Below are 17,886 nucleotides of genomic sequence, written 5' to 3'. Positions count from 1 at the left end.
CCATGAGGCAAGACCTTTCCGTGGAGGAGGCCCTAGAGCTTGTGCTTCGGGAGGCCCGGGGGGAGCTTTCGGTGGAGGAGCTTCCCCTAAGGGAGGCCTACGGGCGGGTGCTGGCCGAGGACCTCGCCTCCTTGGTGGACCATCCGGACCAGGAGGACTCCGCCATAGACGGCTACGCCTGCCGGGAGGAGGATGCCCGGGCTGCCTCGCCGGAGAACCCGGTGCGCCTCAGGTTCATCGGCGAAGCCCCGGCGGGCAGGGCCTTCCGCGGGGAGGTGGGGAGGGGGGAGGCGGTGGCGGTCTACACCGGGGCCCCCATCCCCAAGGGGGCGGACGCGGTGGTGCGGGTGGAGGACACCCGGCGCGAGGGCGACTTCGTCCTCCTCTTCGCCCCCGCCTCCCCCCAGGACCTCCGCCCCAAGGGGGGCGACCTCAGGCGGGGGGAGGTCTACCTAAGGCGGGGGGACCTCCTCACCCCAGGGAGGCTCGGCCTGGCGGCGGCCATGGGCTACCCCCGCCTCAGGGTCTTCCGGAGGCCCCGGGTGGGGATCCTCACCACGGGGGACGAGGTGGTGGAGCCGGGGGAGCCCCTGCCCTTTGGCGGGGTCTATAACGCCAACGCCTATAGCCTCATGGGGCTCGTCCTCGAGGCGGGGGGGGAGCCCGTCCTTCTCGGCAAGGTGCCGGACCGGCCTGAGGAGGTGCTGAAGAGGCTGGAGGGGGCAGGGCCTTTGGACCTCCTCCTCACCTCCGGAGGGGTTTCCATGGGGGCGTACGACGTGGTGCGAAAGGTGCTGGAGGAAGCGGGCGAAGTGATCTTCTGGAGGGTGAGGCAGCAGCCCGGGGGGCCCCTCCTTTTCGCCAGGCTTCAAGGGCTTCCCGTCCTCGGCCTTCCGGGAAACCCGGTTTCCACCATGGTCACCTTCTTCCTCTACGGGAGGTCCTTCCTCTTCAGGCTCCTCCAGCGCACCGAGCCTCCCTACAGGCCCCTCAAGGCCCGGGCCCTCACCCCCTTTAAGGGGGCCAGGGGGAAGAAGGCTTTTCGCCGAGGGGTGCTCCTCCTGCCGGAGGGGACGGTGCGCACCACGGGGGACCAGGGCAGCTTCGTCCTCCGCTCCATGGCCTTGGCCAACGCCCTGGTGGTCCTTCCCCCAGACCGGGACGCCAGGGAGGGGGAGGAGGTGGAGGTCCTGCCCTTGACTTTCGTGCCCTAGTTCACTAAGCTAGGAAGGTTTACGGGCGCTCCCTCCCTTTTCGGGCGCGGGTGGGCCCGGAAAGGAACAAGGTAGCATGGAGTTCAAAGATTTTCCCCTGAAGGAAGAGATCCAGCGGGCCCTAATCCAACGCGGCATCACCGCCCCCACCCCCATCCAGGCGGCGGCTTTGCCCTTGGCGCTAGAGGGCAAGGACCTCATCGGCCAGGCCCGCACCGGCACCGGCAAAACCCTGGCCTTCGCCCTCCCCATCGCCGAGAGGCTCGCGCCCAGCAAGGAGCGGGGCCGGAGGCCTAGGGCCCTCGTCCTCACCCCCACGAGGGAGCTTGCCCTCCAGGTGGCCTCGGAGCTGGCCGCCCTTGCCGCCCACCTCAAGGTGGTCCCCGTCTACGGGGGCACGGGCTACGGCAGGCAGCGGGAGGAGCTGGCCAGGGGCGCCGACGTGGTGGTGGCCACCCCGGGGCGGGCCCTGGACTACCTGCGCCAGGGCGTTTTAGACCTCTCGGGAGTGGAGATCGCCGTTTTGGACGAAGCGGACGAGATGCTCTCCATGGGGTTTGAGGAGGAGGTGGAGGCCCTCCTCTCCGCCACGCCTCCCTCGCGCCAGACCCTGCTCTTCTCCGCTACCCTGCCCTCCTGGGCCAAAAGGCTTGCCGAGCGCTACATGCGAAGCCCGGTGGTCATCAACGTGGTGCGGGAGGAGGGGATCACCTACCAGGAGGAGGCCATCCTGGCCCCTTCCGACCGGCTTGGCCTCCTTTCCGACCTCCTTTACGTCAAGGCCCCCAAGCGGGCCATCGTCTTCACCCGGACCAAGGCCGAGACCGAGGAGGTGGCCACGGGCCTTCTCCGCCTGGGCCACGCCGCCCGGGCCATCCACGGCGACCTCTCCCAGGCGGACCGGGAGCGGGTGATGCGGGCCTTCCGCGAGGGGGAGGTCAGGGTGCTGGTGGCCACGGACGTGGCCGCCCGGGGCCTGGACATCCCCGAGGTGGACCTGGTGGTGCACTACCGCTTTCCCGACAAACCCGAGACCTACCAGCACCGCTCCGGGCGCACGGGCCGCGCGGGCCGGGGGGGAGAGGTGATCCTCCTTTACGGGCCCAGGGAAAGGCGGGAGCTCGCCGAGCTGGAGCGGGCCCTGGGGCGCACCTTGAAGCGGGTGAACCCCCCTACCCCCGAGGAGGTCCTCGAGGCGAGGTGGCAGCACCTCCTGGCCCGCCTCGCCCGGGTGCCGGAGAAGGACTACCGCCTCTACCAGGACTTCGCCGCCCGCCTCTTCGCCGAGGGCCGGGTGGAGGTGGTGGCCGCCCTCATGGCCCTCCTCCTGGGGGGCGCCCCCAAGGAGAAGAGCCTTCTCACCGGGGAGGAGGGCTGGCGCACCTACAAGGCCACGGGGGCAAGGCTTTCCCTCCCCCGGCTGGTGGCCCTTTTGAAGGAGCAGGGCCTCGAGGTGGGCAAGGTGGCCGAGGCCGAGGGGGGCTTTTACGTGGACCTCCGCCTCGAGGCCCGGCCGGAGGTGGCCGGTCTCCGGCTGGAGCCCGCCAGGAGGGTGGAGGGCCTTTTGGAGACGCCTCCCCGCTTTCGGCGCCCGGCCAGGGTGTAGTACCACCCCATGCGGGCTTGGGCCCGCATGGGGGAAGTCCCCGCGAGGTTTTAGGAGCATAGGAAAAGCCAAAGGTATGAGGCCCCACCCCTCTAGGAGGCGGAGCCTTGGTCCTTGGTGCGCCCGGAGGGATTCGAACCCCCGACCTAGGGCTTAGGAAGCCCCCGCTCTATCCTGCTGAGCTACGGGCGCCCACGCCTTCAGGATTCTACCATCCCCCCTGGCCCCGGGCAAGCTTAGGGTTCCGGCCCCGCCCGGCGCACCACCAGCGTGTCGGCGATGAGGTCGTGCCAGGCTTGGCGCCTGGGGTGGAAGAAGGCCCAAAGGTACCCGAGGCCCAGGGGCAGGGCGGAGAGGGTCTTGCCCACCACCTCCCTCATGAAGGCGGTGAGCCAGTCCACCCGGTCTCCGTCCAGCCGCACCACCCTCAGGCCCAGGGCCATCTTTCCCGGGGTGGCCCCGTAAAGGGCGGTGAACCCCGCGTAGTAGGCCCAGGTGGGAAGCCCTTGGAGGAAGAAGTCCTGGATTAGGGTTGTAGGGCCCATGAGGTCCACCCCCGCCAGGACCCTGAGGAGGAGGCTCAAGGGGGCAAGGATCAGGCCATCCACCAAGGAGGCCACGAGCCTGCGCCAAGGGCTCGCTACCACAGCCCACCTCCCAGGTACCGGTACTCCAGGCGGAAGCGGGCCTGGGAAAGGGCCTTTAGGAGGGCTTCGGCCTCCGAGGAGAGGCCCAGCGGGCTTTCCTCGCCGAGAAGGGCTTGGAAAAGCCCCTTGGGCCGGATGTACCGCACCAGGCGGAAGGATTGGAGCCCGGCAAGCTCGGCGGCCCTGCGGGCGGCGTCCTCCAGGTAGCCCTCTCGGTCGGCGAGGCCCAGGGCCACGGCCTGCTGGCCCGAGTAGATGCGCCCGTCCGAAAGCCGGTAAGCCTTTTCCAAGGGCATCTTCCTGCCCTCGGCCACCCGCTTCACGAAGAGCTCGTAGGCCTCGCGGAGGTAGCGTTGGAGGATAGCCTTTTCCTCCGGGCTCAGGGGCCTTAGCCCCGAGGCCATGTCCTTAAGCCTTCCCTCCTTCAACACCTCCACCTCGAGGCCCAGCTTGGCCAGAAGGCCTTGTACCCGCGGTAGGGTGGCGATGACCCCGATGGAGCCCGTCAGGGCGGTGGGCGGGGTCAGGATCTCCCGGGCGGCGGTGGCGGCGTAGTAGCCCCCGCTGGCCGCCACGGTGCCGAAACTGGCTACCAGGGGCTTCTCCCGGGCCAAGGCGGTGAGGGCGCGGTGGACGGCCTCGGTCTCCGTAACCCCGCCTCCTGGGCTTTCCACGTAAAGGACCACGGCCCTGACGGACTCGTCCTCCCGCGCCTGGCGTACCTGGGAGAGAAAGTCCTCCAGGGCTTTGTCCGTGGGGATGGTCCCCTTGAGCTCCAGGAGGAGAACCTTTTCCCCCTGGCCGAAGAGGGCGGCCTCCTGCCAGCGCCCCTCCCCCTTCGCCGGGGCGGCCAGGCGGCCCAGGCCCACCGCCACGGCGAGGACCAGGAGGAAGAGGACGAGGGCGAGCCAACGCTTTCGGTTCATGGGTCCAGGGTAGCACGGGGTATGCTGGGGCTTGTGCTTCGGGTGGTGGTGAGGCCGGGAAAGGAGCGGAAGCTCAGGAACTTCTACCCCAACGTGTACCGGGACGAGCTCCTCGAGGCCCCCGAGGAGGCGGGCGTGGCCGAGGCCTACGCCGCCGACGGCAGCTTCCTGGCGGTGGGCTACCACGACCCCCGCTCCCGGGTTCCCTTCCGCGCCTTCCGCTTTGACCGGGGGCCCCTGGACCGCCCCTTTTTCCGGGGGCGCTTCCTCAGGGCCATGCGGAAGCGGGAGGGTATGGGGACCGCCTACCGCCTGGTGCACGGGGAGGCGGACGGGCTTCCTGGCCTCGTGGTAGACCGCTTCGGGGAGGTACTGGTCCTCCAGGTGCGCGCCCGAGGGATGGAGGCCCTGCGGGAGGTCTGGCTTCCCGCTCTGGTGGAGGCGGTGGGGCCCAGGGGGGTCTACGAGCGGAGCGACGTGGAGGCGAGGAGGCTGGAAGGGCTTCCCGGGCGGGTGGGGGTGGTCTACGGGGAGGTGCCCGAGGTCCTGGAGGTGGAGGAGGACGGCCTCCTCTTCCCCATCCCCCTGGCACTGGCCCAGAAGACGGGCTTCTACCTGGACCAGCGGGAGAACCGCCGCCTCCTGGAGGCCATGGTCCGCCCCGGGGAGCGGGTTCTGGACGTCTACAGCTACGTGGGGGGCTTCGCCCTCAGGGCGGCCCGGAAGGGGGCCTACGCCCTGGCGGTGGACAAGGACCTCGAGGCCCTGGCTGTCCTGGACCGGGCCGCCTTGAGGGCTGGCCTTCGGGTGGACCTCCGCCACGGGGAGGCCCTGGGGGTGCTCGGGGGGCTGGAAGGGCCTTTCCACCACGTCCTCCTGGACCCTCCCACCCTGGTCAAGCGCCCCGAGGAGCTTCCCCCCATGAAGCGCCACCTGGTGGACCTGGTGCGGGAGGCCCTAAGGCTTCTCGCCCCGGAGGGCTACCTCTGGCTTTCCAGCTGCAGCTACTACCTGAAGGCGGAGGACCTCCTGGAGGTGGCCCGTAGGGCCGCCGCCGACCGAAGGATGCGCCTCCGGGTCCACGCTCTCACCCACCAGCCCAGGGACCACCCCTGGAGCCTGCACGTCCCGGAGAGCCTCTACCTCAAGACCCTGATCCTCCAGGAGGACGCCCTCTGACCGATCCCTGTATGATGGGGGGGAAGCACCCTTGGGGTGCGGAAAAGGAGGAGGTATGGAAGTGGCGCGGGGTTTGGAAGGCGTTCTCTTTACGGAAAGCCGCATGTGCTTCATTGACGGGGAGGCGGGCCGCCTCTACTATTACGGCATCCCCATCCAGGAACTGGCGGAAAAGAGCACCTTTGAGGAGACCACCTTCCTCCTATTGCACGGGAGACTGCCCAAACGGGAGGAGCTTGAGGCCTTCCGGAAGGACCTGGCCCGAAGGCGGACCCTGCCCCCCCACCTTCTGGACTCCTTCCGCCGCTATCCCGCCTCAGCCCACCCCATGAGCTTCCTGCGCACCGCCGTTTCCGAGCTGGGCATGCTGGACCCCACGGAGGGAGACATCGCTAAGGAGGCCCTCTACCAGAAGGGCCTTGACCTCATCGCCAAGTTCGCCACCATTGTGGCCGCCAACAAGCGGCTTGGGGAGGGCAAGGAACCCATTCCCCCGAGGGAGGACCTCTCCCACGCCGCCAACTTCCTCTACATGGCCAACGGGGTGGAGCCTTCCCCCGAGCAGGAGCGGCTCATGGACGCCGCCCTCATCCTCCACGCCGAGCACGGCTTCAACGCCAGCACCTTCACCGCCATCGCCGCCTTCTCCACGGAGACGGACCTCTACTCGGCCATCACCGCCGCCGTGGCCTCCTTGAAGGGTCCCCGCCACGGGGGGGCCAACGAGGCGGTGATGAAGATGATCCGGGAGATCGGGGAGCCGGAGCGGGCCCGGGAGTGGGTGCGGGAGAAGCTCGCCCGGAAGGAGCGCATCATGGGCATGGGCCACCGGGTCTACAAGGCCTTTGACCCCAGGGCGGGGGTCCTGGAGAAGCTGGCCCGCCGCGTGGCGGAGAAGCACGGCCACTCCAAGGAGTACCAGATCCTGAAGCTCGTGGAGGAGGAGGCGGGGAAGGTCTTGAACCCCCGGGGCATCTACCCCAACGTGGACTTCTACTCCGGGGTGGTCTACTCCGACCTGGGGTTCGGCCTGGAGTTCTTCACCCCCATCTTCGCCGTGGCCCGCATCGCGGGCTGGGTGGGGCACATCCTGGAGTACAAGGAGCTGGACAACCGCCTCCTCCGCCCCGACGCCCGGTACATTGGCGAGCTGGACCGGCCCTACCTCCCCCTCGAGGCCCGGGGGTAGGGCCTACCCCCTTCCCAGGCCGCAGAAGGCCTCGTAGTCTATGAGCTCCCGCTGGGTGGGGTTTTCGCCGCAGACGGGGCAGGCGGGGTTGCGGCGCACCCGGACTTTGCGAAAGGTGGCCTCGAGGGCCTCGTAAAGGAGGAGGTAGCCCGCGAGGGGCTTCCCGAGGCCAAGGAGGAGCTTCAAGGCCTCCGCCGCCATCAGGGCCCCCACCGTTCCCGGGAGCACCCCGAAGACCCCGGCCTCGGCGCAGGAGGGGACGGCGCCGGGGGCAGGGGGCCTGGGGAAGAGGCAACGGTAGCAGGGGCCCATCTCCCCTTCCTCCGTGGGGTGGTGGAACACGGCCACCTGGCCGTCAAACCGGTGGATGGCCCCATAGACCAGGGGCTTCCCCAGGAGGACGCAGGCGTCGTTCACCAGGTAGCGGGTGGGGAAGTTGTCCGAGGCGTCCACCACGAGGTCGTAGGGTCCAAGGATTTCCAGGGCATTCTCTGCGGTCAGGCGGACCGGATAGGCGTCTATCCGCACCCCAGGGTTCAGGGCCAAAAGGCGCTCCTTGGCCGTGAGGGCCTTGGGCCTGCCCACGTCTTCCGTGGCGTAGAGCACCTGGCGGTGGAGGTTGGAAAGTTCCACCCGGTCCATCTCCACGAGGCCCACCCGCCCCACCCCGGCGGCCACCAGGTACTGGAGGACGGGCACCCCCAGGCCCCCCGCGCCCACCACCACCACGGAGGACCGTTGGAGCTTTTCCTGCCCCTCAGGACCCACCCCGGGCAGGATCATCTGCCGGTGGTAGCGGTCCAGCTCCTCCTTGGTCCACATCTAGGCCTCCCGGGTGCCGAAGCCAGGGGGGAGGAAGTCGGGGTAGTCGGGGTTGCCCTTGCGGTCTTGGACCTTGGGCACGAGGTCCGAGGGATGGGGCTCCCCCTTGCGGCAGTAGGGGCAGTCGTGGCGCACCTTGAAGCGGGCAGGGCGGGCGGGGATGCCCAGGGCGATGGCGTGGGGCGGCACGTCCCGGGTGACGATGGCCCCCGTACCCACCATGGCGTCGTCCCCGATGCGCACTCCCGCCAAGACGGTGGCGTGGTAGGTGATGCGCACCCCGCTTCCGATGATGGTCTCCTTCAGGGTCACGTCGGGGGTGGCGAGGACATGGTGGGTGTGGCTGTAGACGTTCACGTAGTCGGAAAGCGAGGTGCGGTCCCCGATCTTGATGCCCCCGATATCGTCCAGAAAGACGTAGCGGTGGACCACCACCTCGTCGCCTAGCTCCAGGTTGTAGCCCACGGAGAACTCCACGTTCTGGAAGAACTTGGGGTTTTTCCCCACCCGCTTGAAGATGAAAGGGGCCAAGGCCCGCCTTATGGCCACCCCAGAGTGCACGGACTGGCCCAAAGGGGTGAGGTCCAGCACCTTCCAGAACCAGAGGAGCGGCTTGACCCGTTGGAACTTCTCCGGGTCGGTGGCGGCGTAGTACTCCGCCTCAAAGGTGATGCCTTCGGGGTCCAGGCTCAGGGCCGCGAGGGGGCTCACCTCCAGGAGCTCCTCGTAGGGCCTGGCGTAGAGGAGGCGGGCGAGCTCCTCCCGCACCAGGGCGTTCCGGTCCACGCCGGGGTCCGAAAGCTGCTCCACCAGGCGGCCCACAAAGTGGTCCAAGGCCTTTTGGTGGAGGGGGGCGATGGCTTTGGGCAGGAGCCAGGGCATAAGGCTATGGTAAAGGGCCGGCCCCGATTGGGGGGCGCCCAGGCTCACCCTAGGGAGGAACGGTAGCCGAGCTCCCTCAGGGCCTCGGGGTCCTTGCGCCAGTCCGGGTAGACCTGGACCTCGAGGTCCAGGTACACCCTGCGGCCCAGCAGGGCCTCCAGCTGCTTCCTCGCCGCCTGACCGATCTCCTTGACCTTCCTTCCGCCTTCCCCGATGACGATGGCCTTCTGGGTGGGCCGTTCCACGTACAGGACCACCTTGAGGTAGAGGAGGCCGTTTTCCCGCTCCGCCACCTCCTCCACCTTGGTGGCGATGGCGTAGGGCACCTCGTGCCAGAGGCGCTTCATGGCCTCCTCGCGGACGATCTCCGCCACCCACTCCCCGAAGTCCTGGTCGCTCTTGGCGAAGTCCTCGGGGTAGAGGAAGGGCCCCTCGGGGAGGAGGGCGAGGAGCTCCGCCTTTAGGGAGGCCACCTGCTTGGGGTTCAGGGCGGAGAGCTTCCGGGGCAGGGCCTCGGGGAGGAGGGCGTGGTAGGCCTGTAGCGCCTCCTCGGGGTACTTGGCCTCGTCCAGCTTGTTGCCCACAAGGAGGATGGGCACCTTCCCCACCAGGGGCTTTAGCGCCCGCGCCACCAGCTCGTCCTCGGGGGTGGGCGGGTGGCGCAGGTCCACCACCCAGACCACGGCGTTCACGTCGGAGAGGGCCTCGTAGACCTCCTGGTCCATGAACTCCCCCAGGGCGTCCATGGGCTTGTGGAGGCCCGGGGTGTCCACGAAGACGATCTGGCGCTGGCCCTCCGTGAGGATGCCCCGGAGGCGCTTCCTCGTGGTCTGGGGACGGGGGCTGATGGGGGCCACCTTAACCCCCAGCAGGGTGTTGAGGAGGGTGGACTTGCCCACGTTGGGCTTGCCCACGAGGGCCACGAAGCCGGAGTAGGTCTTCTTTTCCATGGCGGCAGGTGATCCCGGCCTTCGGGATTTGCCCTTTTGGGGCAGGGGCCGGACCTTCCAGGCCTTTCAGTATACTCTACGGCGTGGACCCTTTGGCCCTGGCCTTCCTTCCGGGCATCGGCCCGAAGCGGCTTTTGGAGGCCCTGGAGGCGGAGGATCCCGCGGGCTTCCTCAAGGAACGCTTCCCCGAGGCCTGGCGGCGCCTGCCCGAGGCCGAGGGGCGGGCGGAGGCGGAACGGCGCCTGGCCGAGGCCGAGGGCGTGCGCATCCTGGGCCTTTGGGAAGAGGGCTTTCCCGAAGGGCTGCGGGCGCTTCCCCAGCCCCCCACCCACCTCTACCTGAAGGGGGAGCTCCCCCCTGAGGGGTGGGCGGTGGCCCTGGTGGGCACCCGGCGGGCCTCCCCCTGGGCCCTGGCCTTCACCCGGAGGCTTGCCCGCGAGCTCGCCGAGGCCGGGCTTTGGGTGGTCTCGGGCCTTGCCCGAGGGATAGACCGGGAGGCCCACCTAGGGGCCCTGGAGGGGGGCGGGCGCACCCTGGGGGTCCTGGGAAGCGCCTTAGACCGGGTCTACCCTCCGGAAAACCGCTCCCTGGCGCAAAGGATGGACCTCCTCTCCGAGTTCCCCTTCGGAACCGGCCCCAAGCCCGAGTTCTTCCCCAGAAGGAACCGCCTCATCGCCGGGCTTGCCCGGGCGGTGGTGGTGGTGGAGGCCCCCCCGGACTCCGGGGCCCTCATCACCGCCCGCCACGCCCTGGAGCTCGGCAAGGAGGTGCTGGCCGTGCCCGGAAGGCCCACGGACCAAGCCTCCCTAGGGGCCAACCGCCTCCTCCAGGACGGGGCCTACCCGGTGCTCGGGGCGGAGGACGTGCTCTCCTACCTGGGCTTTTCCGGAAAACCCAAGGCCCCCTTGGACCTCTCCCCCGAGGAGGCCAGGCTTTACGAGCGCCTCCGCCAGGGGGAGGCCCTGCCCGACGACCTGGCGGAGGCCCTGGGCCTTCCGGCGGAGAGGGTGCTCGCCCTCCTCACCCTCCTGGAGGTGAAGGGCCTGGCCCAGGCCCTCCCCGGGGGGAGGTACGGGGCGCTCTAGGGCCCACCCCGTCCCGGCCCGGCCGTTCGGGTAGCCCCTTGCGCGCTTGTGGGGCTGAAGCTTGGGGCCCTGCCGGGGGGGTCATCGCTCCCAGGCCTTACGCCCTGAGGCTTATGCGTAGAAAAGCGTTATGATGGGGGCGGAGGTTCGCCATGACCAAGCCTGAGGCCAAGGGCGGCGATGTGCACATCAAGGCCGGGCTCATCTGGATGAACGGGGCCTTGGTGCCCCAGGAGGAGGCCAAGACCAGCGTCCTAAGCCACGCCCTGCACTACGGCACCAGCGTCTTTGAGGGGATAAGGGCCTACGAGACCCCCAAGGGCCCCGCCGTCTTCCGGCTCAAGGAGCACGTGCGGCGCTTTTACCACTCGGCCAAGGTGCTCCGCATGGAGATCCCCTTCCCCCCGGAGGCGCTGGAGGAGGCCATCAAGGAGGTGGTGCGGCGAAACGGCTACAAGAGCTGCTACATCCGCCCCCTGGCCTGGATGGGGGCGAAGGCCCTCGGGGTGAACCCCCTTCCCAACAACCCCGCCGAGGTGATGGTGGCCGCCTGGGAGTGGGGGGCCTACCTGGGCGAGGAGGCGGTGCGCAAGGGGGCCAGGCTCATCACCAGCTCCTGGGCTCGCTTCCCCGCAAACGTGATGCCGGGCAAGGCCAAGGTGGGCGGCAACTACGTGAACTCGGCCCTGGCCAAGATGGAGGCGGTGGCCGCCGGGGCCGACGAGGCCCTCCTTTTGGACGAGGAGGGGTATGTGGCCGAGGGGAGCGGGGAGAACCTCTTCTTTGTGCGGGACGGGGTGATCTACGCCCTGGAGCACTCGGTGAACCTCGAGGGCATCACCCGCGACTCCGTGATCCGCATCGCCAAGGACCTGGGCTACGAGGTCCAGGTGGTGCGGGCCACCCGGGACCAGCTCTACATGGCCGACGAGGTCTTCATGACCGGCACCGCCGCCGAGGTGACCCCGGTGTCCATGATTGACTGGAGGCCCATCGGAAAGGGCACGGCCGGGCCCGTGGCCTTGAGGCTCCGGGAGGTCTACCTCGAGGCCGCCACCGGGCAGCGGCCCGAGTACGAGGGCTGGCTCACCTACGTGGATGGGCAATAGGTCCAAGACGGAAGCCCGGAAACGAGCGCGTAAGGAGCACCTGCGGGAGGTCCTGGACGAGGCCTCCCGGGACTTTCAAGGTGCTTGGAAAAGGGCCAAGGAGAATCCAGAAGACGGGGAGGCCTGGGGGGAGCTTCAGGTCGGGGTCTCCGTGCTCGGGGTCAAGGCCAAGCCCCTGGAGGAGGAGGCCTTCCTCACTTCCTGAGCCAGTCGGCAAGCACCTTTTGGTAGAGCTCCGGGTCCAGGCGGGGCCTGTCGTAAAGCCCCGCCTTTAGCCTCTGCCGCTGGGCCTCAAAGAGGATGACGGCGGCGGCCACGGAGACGTTCAGGCTTTGGACCATCCCCAGCATGGGAATCTTGATGGCCCCATCCGCCAAGGCCAGGGCCTCCTCGGAAACCCCCCACTTCTCCGCCCCCAGCAGGACGCAGACAGGCTTCGTGTAGTCCACCTCCCGGAAATCCCGGGCGTCCTCCCGAAGGGCGGTGGCGTAGACCCTGAAGCCCTGCTCCTTTAGGTACCGGAAGGCCTCCTTTACGCTCTCGTGCACCCGCAGGTAGACCCACTTGTGGCTGCCTCCGCTCGTCTCGTTGAAGGTGGGCACGCCCCCCGTGGGGTTCACGGCGTGGGCCTCGAGGACCCCCACGGCGTCGCAGGTGCGCAGGATGGCCGAGAGGTTGTGGGGCTTGTGCACGTTCTCCAGGAGGACGGTGAGGTCGGGCTGGCGTCTGCTCAGGACCTCCTCCAGGCGCCTTCGCCTTTCGGGTGTGGCCTCCCTCATACCGATCCTAGGGTTGCCGCAGGCGGGCGATCAGGGGCTTGAGGACCTCCCGCTTGAGCTTGAGGGCCTGCCGGTTCACCACCAGCCTGGCCGTGGAGCGGGCGAGGACCTCCACCTCCACGAGGCCCGCCGCCCTTAGCGTGGCCCCGGTCTGGACCACGTCCACCACGGCGTCCGCCAGGCCCGTGACCGCGGCGAGCTCAATGTTGCCGGAAAGCTCCACCACGTCCGCCGCCCAGCCCCTTTCCTTGAGGAGGCGGGCGGTGAAGGTGGGGTACTTGGTGGCGATACGGCGGATGGGAGCGGTGTCCCCCGGGCGCCTGATGAGGGAGAGGCGGCAGGCCCCGAAACCCAGGTCCACGGGCTCAAAAAGGTCCCGCCCCGAGTCCAAAAGCACGTCCTTCCCCACCACGCCGATCTCGGCGATTCCTAGGTCCACGTAGACGGGGACGTCCTTGTTGCGGAGCTCCAGAAGGGCCACGCCCCCCTCCTCCCCGTAGAGGAGCGCCCTTTCCCCCTCCACCCGGGGTAGGGGTAGGCCCGCCCGCAGGAGGGCCTCGTAGGCCTCCTGGAACATCCTCCCCTTGGGCAGGGCCACGGTGAGGGAAAAGCGCCTCATTCCACCCTCCAAAGCTCCTCCCCCCGGGCGAGGAAGGGGATGCCCCGGGCCCGGGCGTAGGCCAGGGGGTCTTCCCCGTGGAAGAGCTCGGTGCGCCTCTCCTGGGCAAAGCGGCGGAGGGCGGCTAGGTCCAGGGCCAGAACCTCCGGGGCCGCCTCCTCCTTGGGGGGCTTGAGGGCCTCGAGGAGCCTTTCCACCCCCAGGGCGAAGCCCGCCGCCTGGGGAAGAAGGGCCCCATCGTACCGCCCGCCCCCGAGGAGGGGGAGGCCGAAGCCCGGGGTGTAGGCCCGGAAAAAGATCCCCGAGTAGTACTCGTACCGCCGGGCCATGCCCAGGTCCAGGAGCACCGGCCTCCCAAGAAGGTTCAAGGTCTCCTCCAGGCCCTTGAGGGCCGCCCGGGCCCTCGGGGGCAGGGGAAGGGCCTTGGCCTCCCTAAGCACCTCCTCCCCCCCGTAGAGGTCGGGGAGGGCGAGGAGGGCCCTCCTCGCCTCCTCGGGCACGGGGTTTTGGGCGAGGAGGGCCTTGAGCTCGGGGAGGTTCTTGCGGTGGATGGCCCTCTGCGCCTCCCTCTGGGCCTCCTTGGGAAGCCCCGAGGCCCCGAGCACCTCCCCCACCAGGCTCGGGAGGCCCACCTCCACCACCCCCTCCACCCCCAAGGCCTCCAGGGCGGCGAAGGCGAGCTCCAGCACCTCGGCGTCCGCCAAAGGCCCCGTGGCCCCCAAGAGCTCCAGCCCCACCTGGGTGTACTCCCTGAGGCGCCCAAGCTCCGCGTCCGCCTCCCTAAGCCAGAGGGCCCCGGCGTACTGGAAGCGGTGGACCCCTTCTGGAAGGTGGGCCCGGAGGAGCTTGGCCAGGAGGGTGGTGAACTCGCTCCTTAGCGAAAGCACCTCCCCCGTCTTGTCCACCAGCTTGAAGGCCCTCTCGGCCAGGGGGTGGGCGGGGTCGTAGGCCTCGAGGGCGGGGAGCTCCACGGGCTCGTACCCGTAGCGCCGGAAGAGGTCCTGAAGCCTGCCCACCACCTCGGCCTTGAGCCTGGCCTCGGGGGGGAGGAGGAAACGGGTGCCCTCGGGGATCATGGCCTAGATCCGGGGCAGGGTGATCCCCTTCTGGCCCTGGTACTTGCCCTGCCGGTCCCGGTAGGTCACCTCGGGACGGGGACCCTCCAGGAAGAGGAGCTGGACGATGCCCTCGCCTGCGTAGACCTTGGCGGGAAGGGGGGTGGTGTTGGAGATCTCCAAGGTGACGTGCCCCTCCCAGCCGGGCTCCAGGGGGGTCACGTTCACCACGATGCCGCACCGCGCGTAGGTGCTCTTTCCCAGGGCGATGGCGATAACGTTGTCGGGCATGCGGATGTACTCCAGGCTCCGGGTGAGGGCAAAGGAGTTGGGGGGGATGACCACCTCCTCCCCTTCGTACTCCACAAAGCTCTTGGGGTCAAAGCGCTTGGGGTCCACCACGCTGGAAAAAACATTGGTGAAGATCCGCCACTCCGGGGCGGCCCGGAGGTCGTACCCGAAGGAGGAAAGCCCATAGCTGATGACCCCCTCCCGCACCAGCCGCTCCTCAAAGGGCTCAATCATCCCCTTCCTCGCCATCTCCCGGATCCACCAGTCCGGCTTCACCATGCCCTCAACTATACCGGCTAGACTTTCCCTATGCGGAAGCTCTGGCCCCTGGCCCTTCTCCTCGCCGCCTGCGGCACCCAGGACCCCACGGGCGCGGGGACTGAGCCCCTGCGCCTCACCGCCTCCAGCCTCCCCCCCGCCTACCTGGGGGAGGCCTACCAGGCGGTCTTCAGCGCCGAAGGAGGCCTCAGGCCCTACGCCTTCAGCCTCGAGGGCAAGCTCCCTCAGGGCCTCACCTTCCAAGGGGGGAGGATCAGCGGGGTGCCCCGGGAGAAGGGGAGCTTCTCCCTGGTCCTCACCGTGGAGGACGCCGCCAAGAACAGCCGGGCCCAGAAGCTCACCCTCACCGTTTCCGACCCGCCCCCGCCGAGGCTTACCCTGGTCCTGCCCCCCGCCCAGGTGGAGGGGCCCTTCCTCCTCCTCGCCCGGGTGGAGGGGCGGGAGGCGGTGGGCTTCCAGCTGGAGGTGCGCCTTCAAGACCTCAGCCCCGACCTCTCCAGCCTCAAGGCGGCAAGTCCTGTGTACCTCCTGGACTACGACCCCCAAAGCCGCCTCCTCCGCCTGGATCTGGCCTTCCCGAAGCCCCTCAAGGACCAGGAGGCCTTCCGCCTCCTCCTCACCCCAGCCAAGCCCCTCACCCCGAGGCTTTCCCCCCAGGTGGTCCTCTACGACAAGGAGGGGAAGCCCTTGGGCCAGGCCCCTTCCCGGGGGAGGCCCTTCGCCGACCTCCTAGGGCTCGCCCAGAACTGGGGCCGGGAGGGGAAGGAGCTCAAGGGGGACCTGGACGGGGACGGCAAGGTGGGCGAGGCGGACCTCAGGCTCCTCGCCCAGGGCTACTTCCCCAAGGTCCAGGCCCCCTCTCCCGAGGCCCCGCCTGCGGGGTCCGGGGGGGCTCCGTGAGGGGGGGAATTGCTCTCCGGCCCTTGCGGGGGTCGGACCTCCCCGCCTACCTGTCCCTTCGCGCCGCCTTGTGGCCGGAAGGGGGTGCGGACCGGGAGGAGGTGGCGCGCCTGGTCGGCTACCGAAAACCCCTCTAGAGCGCTCTGCGGATGGCCTCGGCGTCCTCCTCCCGGTAGCCGTAGAGGGTGACCTCTAGGGTGTCCGGGGCCTTCTTGATCTCCTCCAGCATCACCCGGGCCACCGCGTCCACGGGAAGCCCCCCCACCCCGGTGCCCAGGAGGGGAAAGGCCACCGTCTTTAGGCCCAGCTCCACCGCCCTCTCCAGGGCGCTTCGCGTGGCCTTGCGCACCGTTTCCAGGCTTGCGGGCTCGTCCCCCAGGACGGCGGCGTGGATCACGTAGCGCACGGGGAGGTTCCCCGCCCCCGTGACCGCCGCTTCCCCCACGGGGATCCTGCCGATCCGGTCGCACTCCTCCTGGATGGAGGGGCCGCCCTTCCGGAGGATGGCCCCCGCCACCCCCGCCCCCAGCTTCAGGTAGTTGTTGGCGGCGTTGACGATGGCGTCTCCCCGAAACTCGGTGATGTCCCCCTGCGCCACGCGGATGCGGGCCATGCCCCTATTTTCCCGTACAATGGGCCTGATGTCACGGGACCTCTTGGGCCTCGAGGGGCGGATCGTCATGGTGACCGGGGCCGGGCGGGGCTTCGGCCGGGCCATCGCCCACGGCTACGGCCGCAATGGGGCCACGGTGATCGCCGTGGACCCCGAGGTGGAGCTGGCCACAGGGGTAGCCTCGGAGGTAGAGGCCCTCGGGGCCACGGCCATCCCCATCCGCGGGGACATGAGCGTGGTCTTGGACGTGACCAGCACCTTTGAGAAGGTGGAGGAGCTCTTTGGCCTTCTGGACGGCATTGTCCACGTGACCACCGCCGAGAGCAAGACCCCCTTCGTGGAGCTCTTGGAGGGGGAGTGGTACGACCTCATGAGCCAGGACGTGAAGTCCAGCCTCTACGTCCTCCAGCAGGGCCTCCGCCACCTCGCGGGGGGTGGGTTTGTGACCGTGGTCCTCCCCCCCCTTTCCCGCCTCGAGCCCCACGTCCTCTCGGTGCGCAAGGCTGTGGAAGGCCTCATAGAGGGGGCTACCCGGACCTTCCCCGGGGTCCGGGTGAACGGGGTGGTCCCCTCCCGCGATCCCGTAGGGGAGACCTACGACCAGGCCCTGGTGCGGGCGGCCCTGGCCCTCGGGTCCATGGTGGCCGAGGGGGTGCGGGGGGTGGTCCTGGAGGTGCAGCTTCCCGAGCCTCCGGTCTCCCCTGAGGTCTACGAGATGCTCCGCGAGGTGCCATGAAGTGCCCCTACTGCGGCCACCCCGACACCCGGGTGGTGGACTCGAGGCCCTCCGACGAGGGGGCCGCCATCCGCCGCAGGCGGGAGTGCCCCTCCTGCGGCCGCCGCTTTACCACCTACGAAAGGACCCAGCTGGAACCCCTCATGGTGATCAAGCGGGACGGTAGGAAAGAGCCCTTTAACCCCGACAAGCTCCTCAGGGGCCTCCTCCTCGCCTGCGAGAAGCGCCCGGTGGACCAGGAGGTCCTAAAGCGCTTCGCCTACACCTTTGAGGACCAGGTGCCCGGGCCCGAGATCACCTCGGAGGAGATCGGCCTTAAGGCCATGGCCTTCCTGCGGGAACTGGACCAGGTGGCCTACATCCGCTTTGCCTCGGTTTACCGGGAGTTTGACTCGGTGGAGCGCTTCATTGAGGAGATCCGCCGCCTCTTTGGGGTTGACAAGGGAGGGGGGCCTTGATAGCATGGCTTTTGCTGCGCGGGCTAGGGCCCGAGCAGGGGGATCTTGAAAAGGGGGAGCGCAAGGCCAAGCCCAACTGAGCATCCACGCCTTGCAGGCGTTTTTGTTGGAGAGTTTGATCCTGGCTCAGGGTGAACGCTGGCGGCGTGCCTAAGACATGCAAGTCGTGCGGGCCGTGGGTTTTCTCACGGTCAGCGGCGGACGGGTGAGTAACGCGTGGGTGACCTACCCGGAAGAGGGGGACAACCCGGGGAAACTCGGGCTAATCCCCCATGTGGACGTATCCTGTGGGGTACGTTCAAAGGGTGGATACCCGCTTCCGGATGGGCCCGCGTCCCATCAGCTGGTTGGTGGGGTAAAGGCCCACCAAGGCGACGACGGGTAGCCGGTCTGAGAGGATGGCCGGCCACAGGGGCACTGAGACACGGGCCCCACTCCTACGGGAGGCAGCAGTTAGGAATCTTCCGCAATGGGCGCAAGCCTGACGGAGCGACGCCGCTTGGAGGAGGAAGCCCTTCGGGGTGTAAACTCCTGAACCCGGGACGAA

The 17,886-nt window shown here is 68.9% G+C and carries 20 protein-coding genes, 1 tRNA gene and 1 rRNA gene; 11 read left to right on the top strand and 11 right to left on the bottom strand.

What is annotated here, in order from left to right:
- The first annotated feature begins 2 nt into the window (after positions 1–2).
- Positions 3–1,214: a molybdopterin molybdotransferase MoeA gene (locus H531_RS0100115; RefSeq protein WP_022797335.1), complete on the top strand. Its 1,212-nt coding sequence runs from the start codon at positions 3–5 to the stop codon at positions 1,212–1,214.
- Positions 1,215–1,290: 76 nt separating this feature from the next.
- The gene (locus H531_RS0100110) at positions 1,291–2,820 is read left to right on the top strand and encodes a DEAD/DEAH box helicase (RefSeq protein ID WP_022797334.1); all 1,530 of its coding nucleotides are present in this window, start codon (positions 1,291–1,293) and stop codon (positions 2,818–2,820) included.
- Between the two features lie 115 nt (positions 2,821–2,935).
- On the opposite strand, the gene H531_RS0100105 is transcribed toward H531_RS0100110, so the two are convergent.
- The 3 genes from H531_RS0100105 to sppA all read right to left on the bottom strand — a co-directional run bounded on the left by H531_RS0100105 (position 2,936) and on the right by sppA (position 4,393).
- Positions 2,936–3,012, bottom strand: a tRNA-Arg gene (locus H531_RS0100105).
- A gap of 44 nt (positions 3,013–3,056) precedes the next feature.
- Positions 3,057–3,467 carry an RDD family protein gene (locus H531_RS0100100; RefSeq protein ID WP_022797333.1) on the bottom strand — a complete coding sequence of 137 codons (411 nt, stop codon included), beginning with the start codon at positions 3,465–3,467 and terminating at the stop codon, positions 3,057–3,059.
- On the bottom strand, positions 3,461–4,393 hold the full coding sequence (gene sppA / locus H531_RS0100095) for a signal peptide peptidase SppA (RefSeq protein ID WP_022797332.1): 933 nt from the start codon (positions 4,391–4,393) through the stop codon (positions 3,461–3,463). Before sppA ends, H531_RS0100100 begins: the two co-directional genes overlap by 7 nt.
- Positions 4,394–4,414: 21 nt before the next feature.
- Between sppA and H531_RS0100090 the strand changes: the two genes are divergently transcribed.
- Together H531_RS0100090 and H531_RS0100085 are read left to right on the top strand one after the other, a co-directional pair.
- On the top strand, positions 4,415–5,572 hold the full coding sequence (locus H531_RS0100090) for a class I SAM-dependent rRNA methyltransferase (RefSeq protein ID WP_156860422.1): 1,158 nt from the start codon (positions 4,415–4,417) through the stop codon (positions 5,570–5,572).
- 55 nt (positions 5,573–5,627) lie between these two features.
- On the top strand, positions 5,628–6,761 hold the full coding sequence (locus tag H531_RS0100085) for a citrate synthase/methylcitrate synthase (RefSeq protein WP_022797330.1): 1,134 nt from the start codon (positions 5,628–5,630) through the stop codon (positions 6,759–6,761).
- 3 nt (positions 6,762–6,764) lie between these two features.
- Here H531_RS0100085 and moeB read toward each other — a convergent pair whose 3' ends face one another.
- The 3 genes from moeB to era are packed head-to-tail and all read right to left on the bottom strand — an operon-like array spanning position 6,765 to position 9,415.
- A complete protein-coding gene (gene moeB, locus H531_RS0100080; RefSeq protein WP_022797329.1) occupies positions 6,765–7,583 on the bottom strand; it encodes a molybdopterin-synthase adenylyltransferase MoeB in 819 nt (272 codons plus the stop codon).
- Complete coding sequence (locus H531_RS0100075; protein WP_022797328.1) at positions 7,584–8,465, bottom strand: acyltransferase; 882 nt, start codon at positions 8,463–8,465, stop codon at positions 7,584–7,586.
- 44 nt (positions 8,466–8,509) lie between these two features.
- Entirely contained in the window at positions 8,510–9,415 is a 906-nt protein-coding gene (gene era, locus H531_RS0100070) for a GTPase Era (RefSeq protein WP_022797327.1), read from the bottom strand.
- 83 nt (positions 9,416–9,498) lie between these two features.
- On the opposite strand from era, the gene dprA reads away from it, so the two are divergent.
- From dprA to H531_RS0100055, 3 genes are all read left to right on the top strand, one after another.
- Positions 9,499–10,500, top strand: a complete 1,002-nt coding sequence (dprA, locus tag H531_RS0100065) for a DNA-processing protein DprA (RefSeq protein WP_022797326.1) — start codon at positions 9,499–9,501, stop codon at positions 10,498–10,500.
- Positions 10,501–10,652: 152 nt separating this feature from the next.
- On the top strand, positions 10,653–11,609 hold the full coding sequence (locus H531_RS0100060) for a branched-chain amino acid transaminase (RefSeq protein WP_022797325.1): 957 nt from the start codon (positions 10,653–10,655) through the stop codon (positions 11,607–11,609).
- Positions 11,599–11,814 (top strand): hypothetical protein, encoded by a 216-nt coding sequence (locus tag H531_RS0100055; RefSeq protein ID WP_022797324.1) that lies wholly within the window; start codon positions 11,599–11,601, stop codon positions 11,812–11,814. Before H531_RS0100060 ends, H531_RS0100055 begins: the two co-directional genes overlap by 11 nt.
- Here the strand turns inward: H531_RS0100055 and trmH are convergent.
- Genes trmH through dcd form a run of 4 tightly spaced genes read right to left on the bottom strand, consistent with a single transcriptional unit; the run spans position 11,804 to position 14,632 of the window.
- On the bottom strand, positions 11,804–12,388 hold the full coding sequence (gene trmH, locus H531_RS0100050; protein ID WP_022797323.1) for a tRNA (guanosine(18)-2'-O)-methyltransferase TrmH: 585 nt from the start codon (positions 12,386–12,388) through the stop codon (positions 11,804–11,806). The two genes, H531_RS0100055 and trmH, sit on opposite strands and share 11 nt — an antisense overlap.
- A gap of 7 nt (positions 12,389–12,395) precedes the next feature.
- Positions 12,396–13,007 (bottom strand): ATP phosphoribosyltransferase, encoded by a 612-nt coding sequence (gene hisG / locus H531_RS0100045; RefSeq protein WP_022797322.1) that lies wholly within the window; start codon positions 13,005–13,007, stop codon positions 12,396–12,398.
- The gene (locus tag H531_RS0100040) at positions 13,004–14,083 is read right to left on the bottom strand and encodes an ATP phosphoribosyltransferase regulatory subunit (RefSeq protein WP_022797321.1); all 1,080 of its coding nucleotides are present in this window, start codon (positions 14,081–14,083) and stop codon (positions 13,004–13,006) included. The genes hisG and H531_RS0100040 overlap by 4 nt, the downstream gene beginning before the upstream one ends.
- A 3-nt stretch (positions 14,084–14,086) precedes the next feature.
- On the bottom strand, positions 14,087–14,632 hold the full coding sequence (gene dcd, locus H531_RS0100035) for a dCTP deaminase (protein WP_022797320.1): 546 nt from the start codon (positions 14,630–14,632) through the stop codon (positions 14,087–14,089).
- 30 nt (positions 14,633–14,662) lie between these two features.
- Between dcd and H531_RS0100030 the strand changes: the two genes are divergently transcribed.
- Positions 14,663–15,532 (top strand): putative Ig domain-containing protein, encoded by an 870-nt coding sequence (locus H531_RS0100030; protein ID WP_022797319.1) that lies wholly within the window; start codon positions 14,663–14,665, stop codon positions 15,530–15,532.
- 133 nt (positions 15,533–15,665) lie between these two features.
- Here H531_RS0100030 and H531_RS0100020 read toward each other — a convergent pair whose 3' ends face one another.
- Positions 15,666–16,145 (bottom strand): macro domain-containing protein, encoded by a 480-nt coding sequence (locus H531_RS0100020; RefSeq protein WP_022797317.1) that lies wholly within the window; start codon positions 16,143–16,145, stop codon positions 15,666–15,668.
- Positions 16,146–16,173: 28 nt separating this feature from the next.
- Between H531_RS0100020 and H531_RS0100015 the strand changes: the two genes are divergently transcribed.
- The 3 genes from H531_RS0100015 to H531_RS0100005 form a co-directional block, all read left to right on the top strand.
- Entirely contained in the window at positions 16,174–16,881 is a 708-nt protein-coding gene (locus tag H531_RS0100015) for an SDR family NAD(P)-dependent oxidoreductase (RefSeq protein WP_028490553.1), read from the top strand.
- The gene (gene nrdR / locus H531_RS0100010; protein WP_022797315.1) at positions 16,878–17,339 is read left to right on the top strand and encodes a transcriptional regulator NrdR; all 462 of its coding nucleotides are present in this window, start codon (positions 16,878–16,880) and stop codon (positions 17,337–17,339) included. Before H531_RS0100015 ends, nrdR begins: the two co-directional genes overlap by 4 nt.
- 103 nt (positions 17,340–17,442) lie before the next feature.
- Positions 17,443–17,886, top strand: a 16S ribosomal RNA gene (locus H531_RS0100005); the annotation flags it as partial.

This window comes from Thermus islandicus DSM 21543 (assembly GCF_000421625.1).
GTDB classification, from domain to species: domain Bacteria; phylum Deinococcota; class Deinococci; order Deinococcales; family Thermaceae; genus Thermus; species Thermus islandicus.
Note: the sequence above shows the minus strand (reverse complement) of the source record. Positions and strands in the feature narration are given on the sequence as shown.

What these genes read in the sequence shown, in the direction of transcription:
- H531_RS0100075 (WP_022797328.1), bottom strand. Translation starts at nt 8,465, where the DNA reads ATGCCCTGGCTCCTGCCCAAAGCCATCGCCCCCCTCCACCAAAAGGCC.
- H531_RS0100020 (WP_022797317.1), bottom strand. Translation starts at nt 16,145, where the DNA reads ATGGCCCGCATCCGCGTGGCGCAGGGGGACATCACCGAGTTTCGGGGA.
- sppA (WP_022797332.1), bottom strand. Translation starts at nt 4,393, where the DNA reads ATGAACCGAAAGCGTTGGCTCGCCCTCGTCCTCTTCCTCCTGGTCCTC.
- H531_RS0100030 (WP_022797319.1), top strand. Translation starts at nt 14,663, where the DNA reads ATGCGGAAGCTCTGGCCCCTGGCCCTTCTCCTCGCCGCCTGCGGCACC.
- H531_RS0100040 (WP_022797321.1), bottom strand. Translation starts at nt 14,083, where the DNA reads ATGATCCCCGAGGGCACCCGTTTCCTCCTCCCCCCCGAGGCCAGGCTC.
- moeB (WP_022797329.1), bottom strand. Translation starts at nt 7,583, where the DNA reads ATGTGGACCAAGGAGGAGCTGGACCGCTACCACCGGCAGATGATCCTG.
- H531_RS0100060 (WP_022797325.1), top strand. Translation starts at nt 10,653, where the DNA reads ATGACCAAGCCTGAGGCCAAGGGCGGCGATGTGCACATCAAGGCCGGG.
- H531_RS0100085 (WP_022797330.1), top strand. Translation starts at nt 5,628, where the DNA reads ATGGAAGTGGCGCGGGGTTTGGAAGGCGTTCTCTTTACGGAAAGCCGC.
- era (WP_022797327.1), bottom strand. Translation starts at nt 9,415, where the DNA reads ATGGAAAAGAAGACCTACTCCGGCTTCGTGGCCCTCGTGGGCAAGCCC.
- dcd (WP_022797320.1), bottom strand. Translation starts at nt 14,632, where the DNA reads ATGGTGAAGCCGGACTGGTGGATCCGGGAGATGGCGAGGAAGGGGATG.
- hisG (WP_022797322.1), bottom strand. Translation starts at nt 13,007, where the DNA reads ATGAGGCGCTTTTCCCTCACCGTGGCCCTGCCCAAGGGGAGGATGTTC.
- H531_RS0100115 (WP_022797335.1), top strand. Translation starts at nt 3, where the DNA reads ATGAGGCAAGACCTTTCCGTGGAGGAGGCCCTAGAGCTTGTGCTTCGG.
- H531_RS0100110 (WP_022797334.1), top strand. Translation starts at nt 1,291, where the DNA reads ATGGAGTTCAAAGATTTTCCCCTGAAGGAAGAGATCCAGCGGGCCCTA.
- H531_RS0100055 (WP_022797324.1), top strand. Translation starts at nt 11,599, where the DNA reads ATGGGCAATAGGTCCAAGACGGAAGCCCGGAAACGAGCGCGTAAGGAG.
- nrdR (WP_022797315.1), top strand. Translation starts at nt 16,878, where the DNA reads ATGAAGTGCCCCTACTGCGGCCACCCCGACACCCGGGTGGTGGACTCG.
- H531_RS0100015 (WP_028490553.1), top strand. Translation starts at nt 16,174, where the DNA reads ATGTCACGGGACCTCTTGGGCCTCGAGGGGCGGATCGTCATGGTGACC.
- trmH (WP_022797323.1), bottom strand. Translation starts at nt 12,388, where the DNA reads ATGAGGGAGGCCACACCCGAAAGGCGAAGGCGCCTGGAGGAGGTCCTG.
- H531_RS0100090 (WP_156860422.1), top strand. Translation starts at nt 4,415, where the DNA reads ATGCTGGGGCTTGTGCTTCGGGTGGTGGTGAGGCCGGGAAAGGAGCGG.